General features: G+C 47.6%; 18 protein-coding genes. 2 read left to right on the top strand and 16 right to left on the bottom strand.

What is annotated here, in order from left to right; translation table 11 throughout:
- Positions 1-15: 15 nt before the first annotated feature.
- The 4 genes from MYF79_RS24510 to MYF79_RS24525 form a co-directional block, all read right to left on the bottom strand.
- A complete protein-coding gene (locus MYF79_RS24510) occupies positions 16-3,276 on the bottom strand; it encodes a SusC/RagA family TonB-linked outer membrane protein (protein WP_247810461.1) in 3,261 nt (1,086 codons plus the stop codon).
- Positions 3,277-3,612: 336 nt separating this feature from the next.
- Positions 3,613-4,731 (bottom strand): FecR family protein, encoded by a 1,119-nt coding sequence (locus MYF79_RS24515; RefSeq protein WP_247810462.1) that lies wholly within the window; start codon positions 4,729-4,731, stop codon positions 3,613-3,615.
- Positions 4,732-4,782: 51 nt separating this feature from the next.
- Entirely contained in the window at positions 4,783-5,361 is a 579-nt protein-coding gene (locus MYF79_RS24520; RefSeq protein ID WP_247810463.1) for an RNA polymerase sigma-70 factor, read from the bottom strand.
- A gap of 133 nt (positions 5,362-5,494) precedes the next feature.
- On the bottom strand, positions 5,495-5,950 hold the full coding sequence (locus MYF79_RS24525) for a cupin domain-containing protein (protein ID WP_247810464.1): 456 nt from the start codon (positions 5,948-5,950) through the stop codon (positions 5,495-5,497).
- Positions 5,951-7,143: 1,193 nt separating this feature from the next.
- Here MYF79_RS24525 and MYF79_RS24530 point away from each other — a divergent pair.
- Both MYF79_RS24530 and MYF79_RS24535 read left to right on the top strand, forming a co-directional pair.
- Positions 7,144-8,007, top strand: a complete 864-nt coding sequence (locus MYF79_RS24530; RefSeq protein ID WP_247810465.1) for a helix-turn-helix domain-containing protein — start codon at positions 7,144-7,146, stop codon at positions 8,005-8,007.
- A 159-nt stretch (positions 8,008-8,166) separates the two neighbouring features.
- Positions 8,167-9,012: a nuclear transport factor 2 family protein gene (locus MYF79_RS24535; protein ID WP_247810466.1), complete on the top strand. Its 846-nt coding sequence runs from the start codon at positions 8,167-8,169 to the stop codon at positions 9,010-9,012.
- A gap of 203 nt (positions 9,013-9,215) precedes the next feature.
- Here the strand turns inward: MYF79_RS24535 and MYF79_RS24540 are convergent, their stop codons facing one another.
- Genes MYF79_RS24540 through MYF79_RS24595 form a run of 12 tightly spaced genes read right to left on the bottom strand, consistent with a single transcriptional unit; the run spans position 9,216 to position 19,135 of the window.
- Positions 9,216-11,606, bottom strand: a complete 2,391-nt coding sequence (locus tag MYF79_RS24540; RefSeq protein WP_247810467.1) for a family 16 glycosylhydrolase — start codon at positions 11,604-11,606, stop codon at positions 9,216-9,218.
- 23 nt (positions 11,607-11,629) lie between these two features.
- Positions 11,630-12,085 carry a hypothetical protein gene (locus MYF79_RS24545; protein WP_247810468.1) on the bottom strand — a complete coding sequence of 152 codons (456 nt, stop codon included), beginning with the start codon at positions 12,083-12,085 and terminating at the stop codon, positions 11,630-11,632.
- A 4-nt stretch (positions 12,086-12,089) separates the two neighbouring features.
- Positions 12,090-12,968 (bottom strand): phage baseplate protein, encoded by an 879-nt coding sequence (locus tag MYF79_RS24550; protein WP_247810469.1) that lies wholly within the window; start codon positions 12,966-12,968, stop codon positions 12,090-12,092.
- Complete coding sequence (locus tag MYF79_RS24555; protein WP_247810470.1) at positions 12,965-13,450, bottom strand: hypothetical protein; 486 nt, start codon at positions 13,448-13,450, stop codon at positions 12,965-12,967. Before MYF79_RS24555 ends, MYF79_RS24550 begins: the two co-directional genes overlap by 4 nt.
- A complete protein-coding gene (locus tag MYF79_RS24560) occupies positions 13,447-14,289 on the bottom strand; it encodes a hypothetical protein (RefSeq protein WP_247810471.1) in 843 nt (280 codons plus the stop codon). The genes MYF79_RS24555 and MYF79_RS24560 overlap by 4 nt, the downstream gene beginning before the upstream one ends.
- Positions 14,290-14,307: 18 nt before the next feature.
- The gene (locus MYF79_RS24565) at positions 14,308-14,604 is read right to left on the bottom strand and encodes a hypothetical protein (RefSeq protein WP_247810472.1); all 297 of its coding nucleotides are present in this window, start codon (positions 14,602-14,604) and stop codon (positions 14,308-14,310) included.
- Complete coding sequence (locus MYF79_RS24570) at positions 14,591-14,884, bottom strand: hypothetical protein (protein WP_247810473.1); 294 nt, start codon at positions 14,882-14,884, stop codon at positions 14,591-14,593. The genes MYF79_RS24565 and MYF79_RS24570 overlap by 14 nt, the downstream gene beginning before the upstream one ends.
- Positions 14,881-15,102, bottom strand: a complete 222-nt coding sequence (locus MYF79_RS24575; protein WP_247810474.1) for a hypothetical protein — start codon at positions 15,100-15,102, stop codon at positions 14,881-14,883. Before MYF79_RS24575 ends, MYF79_RS24570 begins: the two co-directional genes overlap by 4 nt.
- Positions 15,103-15,106: 4 nt before the next feature.
- The gene (locus MYF79_RS24580) at positions 15,107-15,574 is read right to left on the bottom strand and encodes a hypothetical protein (RefSeq protein ID WP_247810475.1); all 468 of its coding nucleotides are present in this window, start codon (positions 15,572-15,574) and stop codon (positions 15,107-15,109) included.
- A gap of 1 nt (position 15,575) precedes the next feature.
- Complete coding sequence (locus MYF79_RS24585; protein WP_247810476.1) at positions 15,576-16,571, bottom strand: hypothetical protein; 996 nt, start codon at positions 16,569-16,571, stop codon at positions 15,576-15,578.
- A complete protein-coding gene (locus MYF79_RS24590) occupies positions 16,572-17,117 on the bottom strand; it encodes a DUF6046 domain-containing protein (RefSeq protein WP_247810477.1) in 546 nt (181 codons plus the stop codon).
- Positions 17,118-17,119: 2 nt separating this feature from the next.
- The gene (locus tag MYF79_RS24595; protein ID WP_247810478.1) at positions 17,120-19,135 is read right to left on the bottom strand and encodes a tape measure protein; all 2,016 of its coding nucleotides are present in this window, start codon (positions 19,133-19,135) and stop codon (positions 17,120-17,122) included.
- Positions 19,136-19,173: the final 38 nt, after the last annotated feature.

Below are 19,173 nucleotides of genomic sequence, written 5' to 3' on the forward strand. Positions count from 1 at the left end.
CTCAATTAGTTAGTATTAGAACGATACATTTAATCCCGCTGTGATCACTCTCATGGGTGGTATTACCGACAGGCTCAGGTTTTCAGGATCAAGACCTCCAAGATTTGAAATCGTGAAGAGGTTCTGTGCCTGTACATATACTGAAAGGTCTTTCACATGTAATTTGGAGACTATCGCTTCGGTAAATCCATACCGGATGCTCACATTTTGTAACCTGGCATAGGTCGCGTCACTATAAGCACCGGTACTGTTTACAAACAATTGTGAAAAATTGATCAGGTTCATTAAACTGGCACTCATGCGCGGAATGTCAGTAACATCGCCGGGCTTTTGCCAGCGGTCCAGCCAGTAAGTAGGCCCGTTCAGCCCATAGAAGCCTACTGCAAATCCGTTCTGCGCCAGTCCATTCAGCGCCGTACGCTTGGTGAAAACAAAAGAAAAATCTAACGACAGATGTTTATAAGTAAACGTGTTCTCGATTCCTCCATAATACTTAGGCGCCAGATCAACAAACTCGGTTTTATCTTCATCCGCCAATTCCATGACCTGGTAGTCCGCCTTTTCTCCTTTGGCGTTGACATAACTGAAATAGCCGGTTTCAGGATTTACACCGGCATAGTTGAACAGTTTAATACCGGTAACTGGTTTATCAAGCACATAGTTCATCCCCAGGTTCCGATACGTCGGCAGCTTCACCAGCTTACTGGCAGGAATAGAAATATTAAACCGCGTGGTCCAGTTAAAATCCTTTCTACGGATATTGTTCGTGCTCAGGCTCATCTCCCATCCGCTGGTACGGATCACTGCATCCGTGTTCACAGGAAAGGAACCGAAGCCTGTTACTGTCGACAATGGTATATTGATCAATTGGTTCGAAGCTATATTGCGGTAATAGTTTCCTTCCACATGTACCCGGTCTTTAAAGAAGCCCAGTTCCAGTCCCACTTCCGTATTCCTGTTATGTTCCCAGCTCAGATTAGGGTTTGCCAGGCTGCCCGGATAAAGGGTCGTACTGCCGGCATAGGTACCCGATCCCGCCGTATATTTACTCAGATAGGCAAAGTCGCCTACGGCGTCTCCTCCTATAATACCTGTACTGGCACGGAGCTTTCCATAGCTCAGGAACGGCAGGTTGTATTTGATAAAGGATTCTTCACTGAAGATCCAGGCAGCGGCCACAGAACCGAAAGTGCCGAATTTTTTACCGGGCCCGAAACGGGTAGAGCCATCCCTCCTTCCATTGAGGTTAATGATATATTTCTGGTCCCAGATAAATTTCATGATAGCATACATACCAATATCCCGGTAAGGCGTCTGGCGGTAGGAGCTTGTCACCAATGTAGCTACAGAAGGATTGCTGAGCAAAGCATCCGAAGCAAAGCCTGTACCTGAGATCTCATCGACAGTGCTGAGATTGTTATCCAGTTTGCCGCCCACCTTAAAGCTGAAATCCCCTTTCTGCCAGAAGTTATTGTTATACTCTGCATAAGGCTCAAGGGTTACATTCCGCGTTTGAAAATGATGGAAGCTGCTATATGTCTGGGCTGCAGCATCTACCTTTGTTGGCGCCATGGCGGTAGTAGGATATCCCATTAATTGCTGTCCGTTGATATTGCTGTAACCAAGGTTCACCCGTAATGCAACATGGTTGAAAGGCCGGTAGCTGAGGTTTGTGTTGCCGAGTAAATTGTTGGTTACATTACGATAGGTACGGTTGATGTCTGCCGCAACTGCGCTGGCAGGATTTTCCCAGTTCACACTTCCATCGGGCAGAAAAGGAGGTGGTGCATTCGGTGGTGTCATTACTGCCAGCGCTGAAAAGTCTGTCGGCACCATCTTATTCACACTGGAAAGATAAGTGCCTGATATGGCATAACTGAATTTATTATCTTTTGTATTGGTATTGATGGAAAAATGCAGAGAACCATCCAGCATTGAACCTTTATGCAACTGGATGTTGCCGGTCTTGCGGATACTGCCGCTTACCATGTAACTGCTGGTTTGTGTACCGCCGCCATAACTAAGGTTCACATTGGCTGTTTGTGCCATTTTACCCAACAGCTGCTTTTGATAGTCATTATCCCTGTCCAGCGGATACGTTCCGTTCAGATCCAGGTCGCCGTCACCCACAGTGGCGCCATCATTTTTCAGGGCCTCCCGGCGCAGCATAAGGTATTGCGCTGTATTCATCGGCTTCACATGCTGCCCCAACATAGAAACGCCGTCATATATATTCAGATTCAATGTAGGCGTTCCGGCTTTCGCTTTTTTCGTTGTGATAAGGATAACGCCATAAGCACCTTCTGCACCATACAACGAGGTCGCATCTGCATCTTTCAGTACACTGATACTCTCAATATCATTTGGGTTGATGTAATTCAGGCCATTACCTCCCTGCAAAAAGTTGCCGGTACCAAACAGCGTATTGGTTTCCATCGGCAGCTTCGCACCCGGATAGGTCACACCATCTACCACTACCAGCGGAGGCGGCGCCGTGGAGCTAAAGTTGGCCGCATTCCTCAGGCGGAGGGAAAAAGCGCCGCCGGGCTGGCCGGTCACCTGCTGAATGAATAAACCTGGTATCTTGCCCTGTAAGGCTTCCAACACATTGTTGACAGGGTTCTTCTGAATATCTTTAGCCGTAATAGTGGTTACATCGCCTGTATTAAACCGTTTAGTCGTCGATCCATATGCAATGACCTGCACCTGGTCCAGATCTCCTACGTCCACCCGTAAAACGACCTTCAATGGCCCCGCACCGCCACTTACAGGTACTTCGCGACTCACAAATCCCACGGAAGAAAACTGCAGGATGGCTTTCTCGTCGGGAATGACGATGGTAAAATTTCCTTTTTCATTGGTCAGGGTTACCCGCTGCAGATCTCCCTTCACCTTTACGGTAACACCCGGCAGGTAATTACTGTGCTCGTCTGTCACCAGACCTGTGACCACCCGGGGTGGCACAGGCTCAGTGATTGCAGGTTTAGCATGGATCAGGATAATATTGTTTTCAATGCTGTAGGTAAGCGGCTGATTTGCCAGGCATTTGCCAAGCGCTGCCGGCAGGTCAAGATCTTTCACATGAACTGTGACCGGTTTGCTGGAGCTTAGCATATCATCGGTATAAAAGAAGTCATATCCTGTCTGTTTCCTGATCTCCCTGAAGACCTGCGACAAGGGAGTCTTCTCCATATTAAGCGTGACCCTTTGTGCGTAGCCGGAGGCACTTGCCTGTACAATGCCGATTGTAGTAAGGATGAGTACGATCAATTTCATAATGCGCAAGGACATTAATGCGCAGGTTGTCCACCTGCCTGATTTTTCAGGACAAAAATTCATAATTTTGGTTGAGTTAATTCGCAAAGCAGCCTTGCCCACGAAGCGATGCCTGCAACGCGAATAAATTTTAATGAATAATGTTTAGTCTGGGACCGGCCACACCGGTATCAGCAGCTAAGCACAAATCCTTAACCGGAAGTGTTCCACCGCTTCCGGTTATTCATTTAATGCCATAGCCCTCCATAAAGGCGTAGGTGAATTATTGCATTATCGTCATAGTATTTAATGTGTTGGTTGATAAAATAATGTATGGTTGGTCCCTGAATTACGATCTTATTTGTCAGCTAAAGTAATGTGGTTATTCCTCACAGTAAATTTTACCGCCGCGGTGCTTTCCAGCATTTTCAGCACTACAGACAGGTTCCGGGACCGGGATATCTCACCGCTAAAGGTCAGCGTACTATGGCTGTAATGCCCATAATCCACGTCTACATCATACCACCTGGACACCTTGCGCATAATATCGGGCAGGGTCTCATTCTTAAATATAAAATCCCCCTCTTTCCAGTCAATAGCCACTGCGGGATCCACTGTATGCAGCTTCACCTGTTGACCGCTATTCAAAACAGCCTGCTGTCCCGGCTTTAATACGGCGCTTTCCCCACCATCGGCCGTTACGCGAACGGCGCCCTGTAATAATGTAGTTTTGATCACCGGCTCATCCGGATAAGCATTTACGTTAAATTGCGTGCCCAGTACATCTATCCTTTGTCCCTTACAAACCACCCTGAATGGCTGACCAGCATGTTGCGCCACTTCAAAATAGGCTTCGCCGGTAATTGTTACTTCACGTTCCGCACCATTGAAAGTGACCGGGTAGGTGACAGAGCTGGCTGCATTTAACCATACCCTGGTGCCATCTGCCAGCACCAGCTGATGTTGTCCCCCACGGGGCGTACTTACGGTATTGATCATGGGGGCGCCCTCTTCATCCGGCATCTCTGCACCGCTATAATGCAGCTCGCCATCTGCCTTCTTTTGGATAGTGACATTCCCCTGCTGCGCCAGCTCTCCTTCCCTGGCATCTTCCAGTATAATGCGCCGGCCATTGGCCAGTGTAAGCACGGCCTTACTAGATCCCGGGAGGGCATCATCCTTTATTGCTACTATTGGCTGATGTTTCCGGGTATTTCCGGAATGATATACAAAGTATCCCCCAGCCATCACCAGTACAGCTACAGCCGCGGCCACAGATATCCATGGCCGGCGGTTCCGCTGTTTGGCTGGTAAAAGAGGGATAAGTAGTTCTGTTTCAAGCAACTGCTCCTCCGTCAATGCCTTCAGACCAGGTAATTCCAGCTGGTCATACCACGATTCAATGATCGCTCTCTCCTCCGGAGTGCATTCTCCGGCGTTATATTTATGTAGCAGCTCTTTAAATGATACTCCCATATAATGTATGACAGTACAAAAAGGGGGAAGGGCTAGTGGAAATGAAAATTTTTAAAAAAAATAATGCAGGGCTATCAGAGTACATAACCCAATCTTCAAACGCAGGATCTTTAATGCGCCTTTGATATGGTTCTTCACGGTAAATTCAGATATATTAAGCCGCTCGGCAATCTCTTTATGGCTTAGATGTTCCTTCCGGCTCAAGACAAATACCTCCCGCATTTTGGGTGGGAGCGCGGCAATTTCCTTATCGATCAGTTGTTGTAATTCCTTTTCCCGGAGCCGGATATCGGACGTATTCAGCCCTTCATCCATAAAGTTTTGAAAATTAAGTGCATACCGGGCCTCCACCTGCTTGTGCTCAATGTAATTCAGGACCTTATTACGGACCATCGCATATAAATAGGCCGATACCTGCTGAATGGACGGAAGCTGCTCCCTTTGGCTCCAGAGGGTGGAAAACACCTCCTGTACAATCTCCTTCGCATCTTCAGGTTCGCCGATCTTCTTATAGGCGTGGATGATCAGGGGTTTCTTATACCTGTTGTAAAGTTCTGTGAACGCAGCTTTATCGCCCGCCTGCAGCATGACGATCAGCGCGCTGTCATTGGCATGTATTAAGACCCCCATTCAACCAAAATTAAAAAAAAGGGGGAGATTTTCGAAGATTGGCTTTTCCGGGCTGGCATTTTAGCAGGAAAAGCTCTGAGGTGCAACGAACAACGCAGGAATGACAATGCTTGTAATATTCGGGGCCAGGTAATTATTTCCCTGTTGCCTTAGGCGTCTTTTCCGTCTTCCATTTTATAACATGGTACACTGCTCTGGTGTTACCCACATTCCTGATACCATGCAGCTGATTAGATGCCTGGAAAATAACGGAGCCCGGACCAACACGTTTTGTGATACCGTTTGCCGTCGATTCAACTATCCCTTCCTTCACAATGATCAGTTCTTCATCAGGATGCTGATGTGGCGGATGTGGCGCCTCTCCGGGATTTAAGGTGGTTACATGCAGTTCCAGCTCGTCCAGGGTTGGCGTAGGTGCCTGCAGGAACTGTCTTTTTTCTCCCGTTTTGGTGGGTTCGACCTTGATATCATTCCAGTCGTATATAGCGGAAGATAAAGGCGGCTGACGGTCCTTATGCGCAATAATGGCCAATGGGATACACATTATCAGCACTGTGATGCAAACAAAAGTTATTTCGCGTTTTGTCATTGTATCTGGGTTTACGTAAACTTAATTTACAGAAAAATCTGTGAATCATCCACGTAAAACCGTGATATGTTAACCACCCACGCCTCTTGTTGAGCGACCTTTGTCAAAAGTTAAAACAATATGAAAAAAATACTTTAACCGCCTATTCAGAAAGGTGATTGGAATATCTCCGGGCGTATTCCGCTCAGCAGCACAGGAGCAACTACAGTACCTGGCTCAGTAATGAAACGCTAATTTATTCAGACGCGTTATCCGCGGATTGTTCTCAAAGATACCAGCAAAATAAGCATGCCTGGCGTACTTACCTCGTTGATTACATCACAAAACTAACGAGAATACCGGACATAACATATACGGGAAATACGCATTTTTTCTCTCATTAAATGCATTCCGAAAGTACCTTGCACTGAGATATAGCACAGGTTCGCCCGAGGTAGCCTCATCCTCCCTTAATCTTCCGTTCGAGAACGGAAGATTAAGGGAGGATGAGGCTACCTCGGGCGAACCTCCACCGAACCTCTGCCGAAGCGCAATACAGGATAAAGCCCAATTTTCAGCATGACAAAGCCTGGTTTTAAAATAGCTGTGTAAAACTTAATTTGCACATCTGTAAAGCAAATAATGAATTTACAATAACAACTGTAAAGTCAATCCTGAAGCTCCGCACAAAACTGTAAAGTTTTTCTGTACTGGGACAGTACTAAAACAAATACCGGTTTGACACCGCTTTAATACCGCTAATCTTACGTTAATCTTACGTTCCTGAACGTAACTTTAACGTAAGATTAGCGGTATTAAAGCGGTATGAAGACGGGATCAAGCAACAAAAAAAGCCACTTTATTAAAGGCATTGATGTAGAAAAACAATAACGAATAATCATGACAACTGCAGAATAAAATGAATGAAATGAACAGCATTTGTTTATATCAAAAATGTATTTTCGCCGTCGCTATGAATAAAGAAAAATATCCGCTGAAGACCGACTATACGCATGCTAATTTCGAATTCGATAGTCATGGACCGAATGCGGCAGCGCCGGCAGTGGCTGATTATCTTTGCGCTTTTTAGCCATTTTTCTTACTTTTCCCCCTATTTACACTAAAATCAGTCACTGCCCCGGATGCAGACCGCATATCAACGCCGGCCCATCACCGCAGTATGCTATTTAAACGCCTGGTATATTTCTTTCATTATGGCAACAGATATAAAGTCCTACAGATTTAAAGCCGGCTTTCGCCACGAAATAGAGGTCCAGCCTTTAAAGAAATTGTACACCGAACACCGGGATATTCTAAGCGAGCCACATCGCGCTGATTTTTATCACATCTTCTGGTTTCAACAAGCGCCACAGGTACATATGGTCGATTTTAAACCTATCCACCCCATGAATAATACCTTGCTGTTTGTAAACAAGCACCAGGTACAAACCTTCCAGAAAAGCCGGAAAGTAACAGGTAGAGTGCTGTTATTTACAGATAACTTTTTTGCCAAATCGAACGAGGATCTCCAGTTCATTAAAAATTCCATTCTCTTCAATGACTTCTTCGACACCGCCACCTTTAAGGTTGCTGCGAGGTCAAATGCCATCATCGATTGTTTCACCGAAATTGAAAAAGAACTTACAGAAAAAGAAGATACTTATACATACGACATCCTTCAGAACCTGCTACATACCCTCCTCTTACGCTGCGAACGTGCATATAGACGTTTAGGGCATCACGAAATAAAAAAAGGGGCTGATCTCGACTATACCACACTATTTAAAGACCTGCTGAATCATCAATATAAAAGCCTGCGTTCCGTTCGTGGCTATGCCGGTCAGATAAACGTTTCCGAAAAGCGGCTTACAAATGCCACAACAAAAACACTTGGCAAAACACCGAAGGAAATGATAGATGAACGCGTAATGCTCGAAGCCAAACGCCTGCTTGCCCATACGCTTCATTCCATCAAGGAAATAGGCTACGAACTGGGCTTCGAAGAGCCCACCAATTTTATTAAGTTCTTTAAAAAACATGCAGAAAAGACCCCGATAGAGTTCCGCGAAAGTCACTGATGCCCGTATCTCCATCATACATCCATGAGTGGCGGGCGCAGCCTGCGTTCCACAGGCCACTCATCCTCCCTGTTCCCAAAAGTATCATACATATTCCCATTTTGACCTTTCCCACGCCCGGGAATTGAAAGACCTTCGTTGTGTCAAAATGAAACTGAAATGAAACTCAAATCCATCATTTATCTGGCGGCAACTGCGCTGCTAATACCATCACTATTTATTTACGCTAAAAAATCTGACTATATGGAGAAAAAAGAACAAGTTGCAGCACTTTTAAAAGCTATTGAGACAGGAGCAAGTGAGCCCGTTGCTGTCATCAATCCCAACAAATATATTCAGCATAACCTGGGCGTATCGGACGGATTGGCTGGTTTCGGAAAACTGCTGCAGCAATTGCCGCCCCACTCCGCAAAGGTGAATACAATACGCGTATTCCAGGACGGCGATTATGTGTTTGCACACACCGATTACAACTTCTTTGGTCCCAAGATCGGGTTCGACATCTTCCGTTTTGAGAATGGAAAAATTGTAGAGCATTGGGACAACCTGCAGGAGAAGCCAGCTACAGCTAATCCCAGCGGACACACCATGACAGACGGCACAACAGCAATAAAAGATCTGGACAAGACAGTAGCCAACAAGCAAGTGGTTAAAAACTTTGTGGAAGATATTCTTGTAAAGAATAAAATGGAAAAACTGGCCGGATATTTCGACGGCGACAATTATATCCAGCACAATCCACTGATACCCGACCAGCTGTCAGGCCTGGGCGCAGCATTAGGCGAAATGGCAAAGCAGGGCATCACCATGAAATACGACAAAATTCACAAAGTACTTGGTGAAGGCAATTTTGTGCTGGTTGTAAGTGAAGGACATCTTGGCGGCAGGCATTCATCATTCTATGATCTTTTCAGGGTAGAGCATGGTAAAATAGCAGAACATTGGGATACGATTGAAGAAATACCAGGCAAAGACCAATGGAAGAACGATAATGGCAAGTTCTAAAATTTAGTGACGAGGGTGCCAACAGTAAAAGGGCACCCTTTTTTCATTTTTATGCGACGCTGTACGGCGTGAAAGCGCCGACACAATAAGTGTTAATAATTGTAATGATGAAGGCAATGCAGGAAAAAAGGCGGAGACGGCTTTATCTGATGCCGTCCCCGCCCCTGCTCACATATACACTACAACTATGTTCCTATAATATCTCACCCGGGAAGAGGCTGTTCATAACCGCTACACCCCTGGAAAGGATAGGTCTCACCCACCAGGCGGTTGGTACCGCCGGCTTCTGCATCTGTGAAAGGTGTATGCGCAAGCCGCCTGATGAATAACTTCTGGTATTTCCAGTCGGCTGCTGCACCTGCCCATGCGCCGTAAACACCAAAGGGATCCACGCGCCATGGAAGGTCTTCATTTGCGGGGGATGGGAACCAAAGGCCAACAGCCCACCTGCTGGCTGCATCCGGAACAAAGCGCCTGTTTACCTGGATCAATTGTCCATCCACATAATACTCTACTCTGTCCGCATACCAATCAAACCTGAACTCATGAAACGCCCCATCCCACAGATCTTTTCCAGCGGATGTCTGCATAGCAAAATATTCATCTTCGGAAGGATAACCCTCGTAATTAATACCATTGCCTGGGCCCGTCTCGCCTATCCCGGCGTTACAACGAATAAAGTCTTTACTAGGCTCAGCTATATACTGCACCTCGTTACTGATCTTTGTCCAGCTTGTCAATAATGACGGCGCTGCGGTATCATCCAGCCGCCAGGTGCCAATATTCTCAGGGCTTGGGTCGTCCGCCACAGCCACCAGTTCACCGGTCCATTTAGCATAATAAGCGTAGGAGAGCATTTCCTCAACAGTGGAATAAACATACATCGCGTTACTGCAAGGCATTTCCATACTTACCTGGTCATAAGCTACTACCCACATATCTCCATCCCGGTTACCGGCGGGGGTTAAACCCTGGGCCACCATTGTATCATAGCGCGGATCCTGTATACGGGCCTTTACATAATGCGATGTCCATAGTGCAGGCGCAACGCCCATATTACGGGGCAATTTTACTTCCATCACATAACGGCCATAACCATAATAATCTCTGGAGATCAGTGCGGCGCCTACCCTTGTGGTCCAGGGATCCCCCAGGGAGGGATCTCCCGGTGCATCATGACGTTTAGGCTCGCCCGATTCTGTAAACCCCTGTGAACGGCCGTTGTACTGGTCTCCATGTGCTTCAAGCACCAGCAGGTTGTCCTGGAAATAAACGTGTGTTGGCGCTACGCCGCCACTGGCGCTTTCTTCACCATTAATGCCACCCCAACCTTTTGCCATTGGATTAAATATCTGTTTGAAGTCATCGCTGTACTCCTCGCTGTTGGGATCAAAATGAACGGTTACGGGGGAATTCGCTTTCTGTACAGCGGAGATATTTACCTCCACCGGAGCACTTCTGCCAGCACTGGTCTCAAGATAAAACACCCTGCGGTCAAGCGGTACGTCGGCAGGCAGTGTGAAAACAACCTGCTTATTATCTATTGCCACCAGGTACTTCGCCGGGATAGTATATCTGTTCTCCGGCTCGTAGCGGGCCTCCAATATACCAACAGGATATGGCGGATGCTGATACTTCTCAGCAATCGTATTATCTACTGTAATGGAAGTAAAATAAACCCTGCTGAAAATACCGTTCATTGTTCCCACGGTCAGGAAATCAGGGCGTCCCTGGTACACACTGTTCTCAGTAAATGCCCCTGTGAAAGCATTAGAGGCATTCAGCCACATCCGTGACGCAGCGATATTGCTGTCCCGGAAAACAAGTACCTGGTTCCATGCCCCGGTGTTGATCGTGCTGGTACTGATGATCTCCTGCGTAACGGTCTCACTTGCCTGCCGCCAGTGTACCTTCTTTGTTGCACAGTTAACATATACATATACACCATACTCCCAGCTGGGTACTTTATACGATAACAGCGGCCACTCCCCTGCTGTGGGAAGATCTTCAGCAGCTACGTAAAAATGTACGCCTAACGCATACTGTGTTTTCATGGCATGCTCGAACGCACTATCAGTCATTACCTCCAATACGCCATATTCATAGGAAACGTAATGGCCTCCCTGATCATCCTTTCTTTGCCACGTCGCGCCGCCGACCGGCCTTATCTCCTTGTCGGAATCAAACCAATCTTTGGTGGTATACTGCAGGCTGTAATAAAAACCTGATTTAGGAGGCAACATCTGATCCCTGAAGCCCGCGCCAACATATGTCAACTCCGACTCCGGATAATATACTGCGTCTGGTGCAACAAGCTTAAACGTTTGAGGCGTTGTATAATCAATGTCAAATTCTCCTCCGGCAGGATCATTGTTTATGAACCTGAAGGTATAGTTTTCAGATGCGTCCAGATCATTGATCGTTGGCGGATTTAATATAGTGCCATCTGTATGCACTTGTAGATTTTCTGTAATAGTGGTATAGCTGGCTTCCTCATCAGGGTCACTGGTCCTCCTTACATGCAGCGTCATCAGCTGTGGCATTGACGCTGCATTTCCACCTTCCCAGGTTATCTTCTTTAATTCTATATTCATTTCATATCATTTAAGGGGATCAATTAAACAAAACAGTCTATGTCTACGCTGGCGATCTTACCAGGATTATTCACTATGCCTTTTGTCATGTATAACCGGAACCATTTGTTGCTGGTCTGGTCAAACTTTTCATACAACTCTCCACCTCCTGTGATAGCAGGACAGATCACCTGGAAACCTGGTAGCGCGTTCGGGTACTGTGTGTTCAGGTCTGTATCGGATAATGCTGTCAACACATCCATCCGTACTATCTTTGAACTGGCCCCCACCAGATCCTGCACCTGCTGGTACAGGATAAGAAATGCCTCCAGGTCTGCCTTATTATCCACAAGGCTGCGCAGGCCGTTTATATTATCAATGTCCAGCTTGTCTTCCGATTTATGTACAAAGCTGTCAATCCAATCCCAGAACTGATCTTGCGTAGGGTAATTACCGGTTTGGAACCAGCTTTTTAATTTATTACGTTCACGAATTGCCATATGATTATAATTTCATTATCCAGAGGGAAACAATGTAAGGAGGACGGTTCTCGTGTGCTTCGCCGGATCCCGTATAAGTGGTATCAAGGGTGTGTCTGTACCTCGCATCCTGTTCCCGGGCTGCGTTAATATAAAAGTTATTATTGGCGTTGTCCCTGTCACCACCATGGTCGGGATTTCCGCGTGCAGATACCAGGGTAGCTCCTTTGTGCATATGGGGCGGTAGTTGCCAAACGCTCAGCGACACTGTTTCCTGGCCTCCCATATTGCCAATCACGTTATATTCCCACCTGGATGGATCATAACCTACAGGGAACCTGCCTCCCCGGTTGCGGGTGCCGTTGTTGCCGTTGCAGATGGCCCATCCGGTTCTTTCATTCCTTCCAAGGCCGCTGCCATCAAAGTTCGCCGCCAGGTAATCTCCGCTGCAATCAATCTCAATGATATCACCCCGTTTCCATACCCTGTCAATCTGCTGTGAGATGCGGGCTTCCATCGCGGCCAGCGTGCTTTTTAAGCCTATCAGCGTGTCTATGCGCTGCAAGCTGCTGTATGGGATACCGCCAGCCGCAAACCTGGCCTTACGGGTAAAATACACGGTGCGGCTCACCTGGTCTGCAAAAAGCCGGTTCTCGGTTGCTTCTTCAATGATCCAGGTAGATTGTTTGGGGCCACCTGTAAAGGGAAGTAACTCTCCATTATAGCTGATCCAGCCATTGCCTACTATATTGCCGTTCTCCTCCATACCGGACACGATCACAGCACTGCCTACCAGGTTGGCCAATGCGCCCAGCGCATCCCGGTACGATTGCTGCATAAAGTCCAGCGTATACTGGGTCATAGGGAACCCGCCGAGGTTTGTAAGTTGTTCTACTTTGTTCATACTTTTTGAATTTTATAGCGCTTGCCGGCCAGCTTATAGTTGTTGATCAATGCCGTCATTTCATTTTCATTATAGAGCAGATCGGAGGGCATCAGCACATAGAAATCAACTGAGTCGCTCCCTATTTCGTCATCTGTAAACAGGTATACCGGCTTATGCTCTTCTTCCTGATAGATGTACACCGGCTTCAGCTCCTGATCCTGATAGATATACTGAGGCGCATATACCAACGCATCCCTGACCCGGATCCTGCGCAGCGATATATCATACCGGTCATTCAGCAGTCTTTCCATATACACTACCTGTGGTGTGATGTAAAGCCGGTAGAGGTTTGCATCCCTGTTACGCCGGAATTGCTGGTACAGGTAGTTCACAGGATTTGTCAAAGCCTGTAACCAGGCCACATGTTTTATCTTCCGCAGTCTCGGCGGCAGCAGGAGCCGTACCAGTTTGGGAAAATCTACATCGAATAGCTTACTCATATGATCACGCTTTGTGGGATATAAGAAATCTGCAGGCCATCTGCATCCAGTATCCGGAGATAACCGGCGTCAGGATTGTATTTCACATCAAATGCAATCGGAGAGATCTCTCCATAACTTGCACGCGCCTGCGAAATATGAGGGATCACCACACCGTCCACCTGCTGCAATGCATCTACCAGGTAAGCCAGCACCATGGTGCCGTTAAAGGGCAGGTTCTTCAGGTATTCCCTTACCTTCTTCCCTACAGGGTCCGGGTCAGTGCCATCCAGCCTTGCACCGGTACTATCCAGTACCAGCGGATTATAATAGATATTCAGCGACAACCGCAACCTGTCTGCCGGCCTGCTTTCTATGACCAGCGGATTAACGCCGGCATCTTTAATGCGGTTCATATATTCCACAAATGCTTCCAGCTGTCCTGGCTCCAGGGCATCCAGGTCGTCATTCCTGATCCTGGCCACCTTGATCCGCAGGCCTTTTTCCTGTTCTACAACAGCGCTAAAAGCAATGATCTTTTGTGCAGCTACATCCTCCTCGGAACGATTGGAATTATCATAATAATCTTCTTCATGCACCAGCTCCGCGCCATATTGGAAATCCTTTGACTTGTTGGCATACCATCGCAGGCTGTGCGGCGCTTTTTCATTAATGAGTGTATTCACCTCATTCCTGTGTACGTCAAACAGGTTTTCCAGGGCCCATACCGTTACGGCTACAATGTAGGTCCACATCCGCCATACAGCTGTTTTGCTGGTGCTGTTCAGCTCAGCCAGTCCTGCTGTTGCGCTGATCCTGCTGATAATATCATCCTGTATTTCGGTGATTGTTCTTGCCATAATACTTTTTTTACTTTTTTAACTCACACGGAAGTCCATCTGTATTCCCATGTAGCCGATACCGCCCTTTATAGCGGCTTCGTCTTCTACAGTATAGCCGTTGGCAGGTATTACCAGTTCCTCCTTCAAAGTCAGGAGCGTACGCCGGTCAATGACTTCCACATCGGGCACCCATAAGGCGCTGCCGGATGTAAGATCATCGGTGATACTGATACCATTCGCCATTGCAAAGTCGAACATGGCATTAATACTGCCCTTCTGCTGCATGGACAGGTCCATCAGGCACTGGTGGGGTTTTACATTAATTGTCTCCATAAACTGCATCAATATTTAACTGGCCATCGTCCGTCATGTTGATCGTTTTCACCCGCATGCCATCAGCTGTAAACTGCTTGCGGATCTCCTGTAACAAAGCCGCAGTATCATTATCCTGCAGGTAGCCAAAAGCATCCACTCCAACTACAGGAAACTCTTTTATGTTTCCGCGGTTGTTTATCAATATCAGCTCCTGGTGCTGCAGATCGCTGTAACCGGCATGCAGGTCGCCGGCCCGTATATCCAGGTCCAGTTCTTCATTTAACAATATATCTTTCATGATAAATTACCTTGAAATGTTCCTGATACCGGCCCTCCGCTGGGAGTACCAAGGCCGGTGACATAATTGATCTGCGCGGTTTTAACAAAGGCGTCCACCGCCTCAGCCAGCTTGCTGCAAAGGGTATTCAGCGCTTGTTCTTCATCGCCATTCCCATCCTTCATGTTTTTGAATGCACTCTTGATACTTTGTTCCAGTGCGTTTTTGTTCAGGGGCATATGATCATTTTAAAAGTTTAGCTAATCGGTTTTTGACATCTGTAAAGGCAGACTTGTTCATAGGGGCATAGATGGTGATGATCTCGTCCAGGAGATCATCCAGGCATTTTTTCAGGGATTCATCACCGGCGCTTAGCTGCAGGCCATCCTTATCCAGTTCCAGGTATTTTTCGCCTATTGTACATTTCAGCAGCTCCGGCTCCTGTATGCTGATCACGATGTAATTGTCGCTCCTGTTGATCCTGGCCATCAGCACGCTGCTACCCTTAAGGGGGAATATGAGCACGCCTTTACCATCCTTATCTATCACTGATCGTAATCGTACATCATATATATGCACGCCTTCAAAGGTCACTACGTCAATGGTGCCTGTCTCTTTATTTGACTCCTCCACCTGCGCGGGTATGATGGTGGCCTTCTCCTTGCTCAGGTTTCTGAGCGCCTCAATCAATTTTGACTGTTGTTTGCTCATATTACTTACTTATTTTGGGGCCTATTTCGCAGATCCTTCTCCCGCCACCGCTGCCAAAATTCACTTCCGTGCTTTCTATCAGATAGGTGCCTTCCCGTTCGCTGTAGTTCGGATCCTGCAGCACAACGCTATAACCAGGCAGGGCAAACGGCTCCAGGAAGCCTGTTACTTTTCCTTCATAACCATCGTAGCGCAGCTCCTTCACATTTTTTTCGGCCATTTTTTTCAGTTCCGATGCCGGTGTGTTATGCTGCGCAAAAATGGTCCGGATAGCGCCGTTACTATCGCCGGCTTCGGCTTTAACAGCTTCGTTCCTGTTATTAAAGGAGATCATCTTCACCAGGAGCTTTATATCGTCTGCCTTTCTGAACTTTAACTCGTTATCCTTTACCAGGTTCCATCCTACGCGGTATTTGATCTTCCCTTTATCTTTCATATCCAGGTAGGCCAATCCGGCATATAACTCCTTTCCGGCAAAACAGACAGTGAGGTAGAGGTTCTTTTTCAGCCATTCCAATACTTCCGTTCCACTGATATCTCCTTCGCTGATCTGTTGCACCTCCATATCCGGTATGTCTTTGCTCAGGGTGATGTCTGTTCCTTCCACCACTTTTGACAAAAGGCTTTTCAGTTTTTCGGGCGTTTTTCCGGTTGACCAATGCACATTTTTTCTGCTCAGTTGCCAGCTGTATCCTTCACATTCTATTACACAGGGCATGGTCGCATTCACCCTTTTCACAAATCCGCTGAATTCAAGATGAAGATCAGCTTCATTATCATATCCCAACCAGATCTCCACCATATCACCTTCCTTAAAGTTCGCGGATGTTGAAACAGATGCAGGCACATTAGCCGCATTATCCTTTAGCCGGGCAGATGCAGGCAGCGTAATGGAGGCGGTGTCAACATAGGAATAGATGCTCCTTTTTATCTTCACAGCCGTGGCGGCCACCATCTTATACTTACCTATTATTATCTTGCATTTAAGTATAAACATCTATTTAAGTATTAGTTCAAATGGTCTGTCACTCAGCAGGTTCATTTCATATGTTTTCACATTCTGCACGCCTGCTATTTCCGGCCAGCTGATATCTGTGATCACCACACTATTGTTATCCGTCAGGAAAATATTCGTTAATGCGCTGCTGATCGTTAAACTGGTGTTCCTGCTGTAAAGCTCATGGATGGTAGCGATCATATCTTCCGGGTAGGTGCTGTCCTCCATAATGATGATCCCTTTGATATTGATCTTATAATCTTCCTGCCCTATCAGTTCTTTTACCGTACCTATACGACCTACCAGGGCCGTTTCTACGATCGTTTTCTTATTGGTGACCTTGATCACCGGGTTGGGAAGGTCCACTTGCCCGAGTTTCACAGGCATGAAATAAGAGCGGCCCGAAAGATCCCTGCCGAAGTAATTGGCCATCTTTGACGACTGCTGCGGCTGGCGGATAATATTCTGAGCGTCTACATCAAAGACCGCGGGGTTGTACCCCCACGTGTCTTTGAAAATTTTTTGTACGTTAAAACTAATTGCCATGATTAAACTTGTTGTTGTGGGGGTAATGCATTTGCACTGTTCAAAACACGCAACAGGGCTTCTGTCACTATTTCCTCCATCTCCGATACACCTTCCTTAATAGTGGTAGAGCTGATGTTTATATTATCAAAAAGCTTTTGCAGGTTGATAATGATACTACGCGCTCCTCCGTTGGTGATACCATCTACTTTATCCCTGGCGCCCGTTCCCCCGCCGCCTGATGGCTCAGGGGCTCTGCTGACGGCGGTTTGCTCTGTTGCCGGTTTCATTTTAGTTGAAGCCGGGCCGGCAGGTTTGGCCGGCGTCTTAGCGGGTGTTGCATTCTTCAGCGCATCAAGCGCACTTGGTTGCTTCGCTGTTGATGCAGGCCCATAGCCAGGCGGCACAAGGTCAAGGCTGGATGATGCAGGCGTTTTACCCGGAGCTGCAACGCTCCATCCGGCGGCCTTTGGCGCCATGGCAGGAGCAGCAGGCGGTTCAAGCGCTGGCTTAGATGCGGGTTTCTTATTGATCTCGTCATTATATGCTTTAGACACTGCGCTACCTAATTTGGAGGCATTGTCGGCCGCATGTTTCATCGCATCTACTCCCACCAGGTCTTTCACCGCCTGCTTACCCGTTTCCCATGCCTTGCTCCAATCGCCCTTGAACACATACATAAGCGCCTGTCCAAGGCCGCTGATGCCGTTGATCACGCCTTTGATACTATCTACCACAAAATCCCAGATCAACGAAGCAAAGCCTTTCAGTGCCTCCCAGGCCCCCATAACAACTCCTCTGAATCCGGCAAATGTGTTCCATGCATATAATACCGCTCCTATAACGGCTCCCACAGCCAGGGCTACCCACGCTGCCGGGCAAAGGTTCATCGCCGCATTAAGCAGTGCCTGCGCTGTGGCTGATAGGTTCTGCCACATAGTAAGCGCCTGGTAACCAAGATAGGCACCGCCTATGGCGATAGCCAGGATCCCGAATAGTTCCTCGTGCTCTGAGATAAGACCGGCTACCCACTGGAGGGCGCCTACCATTGGCATCAGCGCATTATCCACAAACATCGTTACAGTGGGTAACAGACCGGATGCAAGCGTGGTGCCTGCGGCCTCCAGCCGTTCGCTGAACTCCTGCCATCTTCCCGAGGCGGTGCTGCTCTGATCAGTCATAGAACCAAAGAACTGTCCTCCGGGGCCGGCTGCCAAGGCCAGCGATTCAGATAACATGCCGACTGTTATCTGGCCAGCTTCCATCTTCGTCTTTAAGTCGTCCATGGAAAGGCCCGTTTTCTTCGACATTTCGTCCAGCGGATTAAAACCGGCGCCTATCATTCCCTTCAATGCATCGGATGTAAGTACACCGCCTAACTGCACTTCTGAGAAAGCTTTGACCATGCCCTCCATGTGCTCTTTATTGCCATTACTTGCATCGCCCAGCAGGATAAGCGTCTTCATTACGTCGTCTGCAGCTGTACCGGATTGTAACAGCGCTTCGGCATCTTTCATCAGCTCAGTGGGGCTAAAAGGTGTTTTGAAGGCCATATTCTGGAGGTTGCTCATCAGCTCCTGGGCCTTAAACGCGCTGCCGGTAAGCAGCTCAAAGGACTTCTGTGTCTCTTGCAGGTCCATTGCCATCTTTAACATGGATGTTCCCTGCTTCAGAAGGCCGTCAAAGCCCTTCTCCTTATCTTTTTTCTCCTCTTTGGCCGGGTCTGAAGCCGGCGTGGATGCACTGCCTGCGGCACTGCTTGCAGCACTGCTTCCGGTGCTGCTTCCGGGATTGCTTGCAGGATCACCGTAGTCATTCCTGCCGGTTGGTGCATTTCGGGATGAAGGACCATGCCTGAGCGGTGGCACGCCACCAGGGGCCACCGGCCCGTTGGCGAAGCGATCCCTGAGCTCGTTTGCAGACGAGCTCAGGGCCTTCGCACCTGACATGGCGGTTTCACGCAGCATGGAGATACTATTGGCAGCAAAACCGGCGGCCGCTCCCATTTGATTTAACTCCTCACTTGTTGTTCTTGCCATTTTGTTATTTTTTTGCACGATCTCTACCTTGAGAGTAA

This window comes from Chitinophaga filiformis (genome assembly GCF_023100805.1).
Taxonomy (GTDB): domain Bacteria; phylum Bacteroidota; class Bacteroidia; order Chitinophagales; family Chitinophagaceae; genus Chitinophaga; species Chitinophaga filiformis_B.

Bases quoted from the DNA above. Each gene is read 5' to 3' on its own strand.
- MYF79_RS24530 (WP_247810465.1), top strand. From the start codon at position 7,144: ATGGCAACAGATATAAAGTCCTACAGATTTAAAGCCGGCTTTCGCCAC.
- MYF79_RS24520 (WP_247810463.1), bottom strand. From the start codon at position 5,361: ATGGGGGTCTTAATACATGCCAATGACAGCGCGCTGATCGTCATGCTG.
- MYF79_RS24515 (WP_247810462.1), bottom strand. From the start codon at position 4,731: ATGGGAGTATCATTTAAAGAGCTGCTACATAAATATAACGCCGGAGAA.
- MYF79_RS24550 (WP_247810469.1), bottom strand. From the start codon at position 12,968: ATGAACAAAGTAGAACAACTTACAAACCTCGGCGGGTTCCCTATGACC.
- MYF79_RS24555 (WP_247810470.1), bottom strand. From the start codon at position 13,450: ATGAGTAAGCTATTCGATGTAGATTTTCCCAAACTGGTACGGCTCCTG.
- MYF79_RS24580 (WP_247810475.1), bottom strand. From the start codon at position 15,574: ATGAGCAAACAACAGTCAAAATTGATTGAGGCGCTCAGAAACCTGAGC.
- MYF79_RS24545 (WP_247810468.1), bottom strand. From the start codon at position 12,085: ATGGCAATTCGTGAACGTAATAAATTAAAAAGCTGGTTCCAAACCGGT.
- MYF79_RS24510 (WP_247810461.1), bottom strand. From the start codon at position 3,276: ATGAAATTGATCGTACTCATCCTTACTACAATCGGCATTGTACAGGCA.
- MYF79_RS24535 (WP_247810466.1), top strand. From the start codon at position 8,167: ATGAAACTCAAATCCATCATTTATCTGGCGGCAACTGCGCTGCTAATA.
- MYF79_RS24560 (WP_247810471.1), bottom strand. From the start codon at position 14,289: ATGGCAAGAACAATCACCGAAATACAGGATGATATTATCAGCAGGATC.
- MYF79_RS24590 (WP_247810477.1), bottom strand. From the start codon at position 17,117: ATGGCAATTAGTTTTAACGTACAAAAAATTTTCAAAGACACGTGGGGG.
- MYF79_RS24525 (WP_247810464.1), bottom strand. From the start codon at position 5,950: ATGACAAAACGCGAAATAACTTTTGTTTGCATCACAGTGCTGATAATG.
- MYF79_RS24585 (WP_247810476.1), bottom strand. From the start codon at position 16,571: ATGTTTATACTTAAATGCAAGATAATAATAGGTAAGTATAAGATGGTG.
- MYF79_RS24540 (WP_247810467.1), bottom strand. From the start codon at position 11,606: ATGAATATAGAATTAAAGAAGATAACCTGGGAAGGTGGAAATGCAGCG.
- MYF79_RS24595 (WP_247810478.1), bottom strand. From the start codon at position 19,135: ATGGCAAGAACAACAAGTGAGGAGTTAAATCAAATGGGAGCGGCCGCC.
- MYF79_RS24575 (WP_247810474.1), bottom strand. From the start codon at position 15,102: ATGCCCCTGAACAAAAACGCACTGGAACAAAGTATCAAGAGTGCATTC.
- MYF79_RS24570 (WP_247810473.1), bottom strand. From the start codon at position 14,884: ATGAAAGATATATTGTTAAATGAAGAACTGGACCTGGATATACGGGCC.
- MYF79_RS24565 (WP_247810472.1), bottom strand. From the start codon at position 14,604: ATGGAGACAATTAATGTAAAACCCCACCAGTGCCTGATGGACCTGTCC.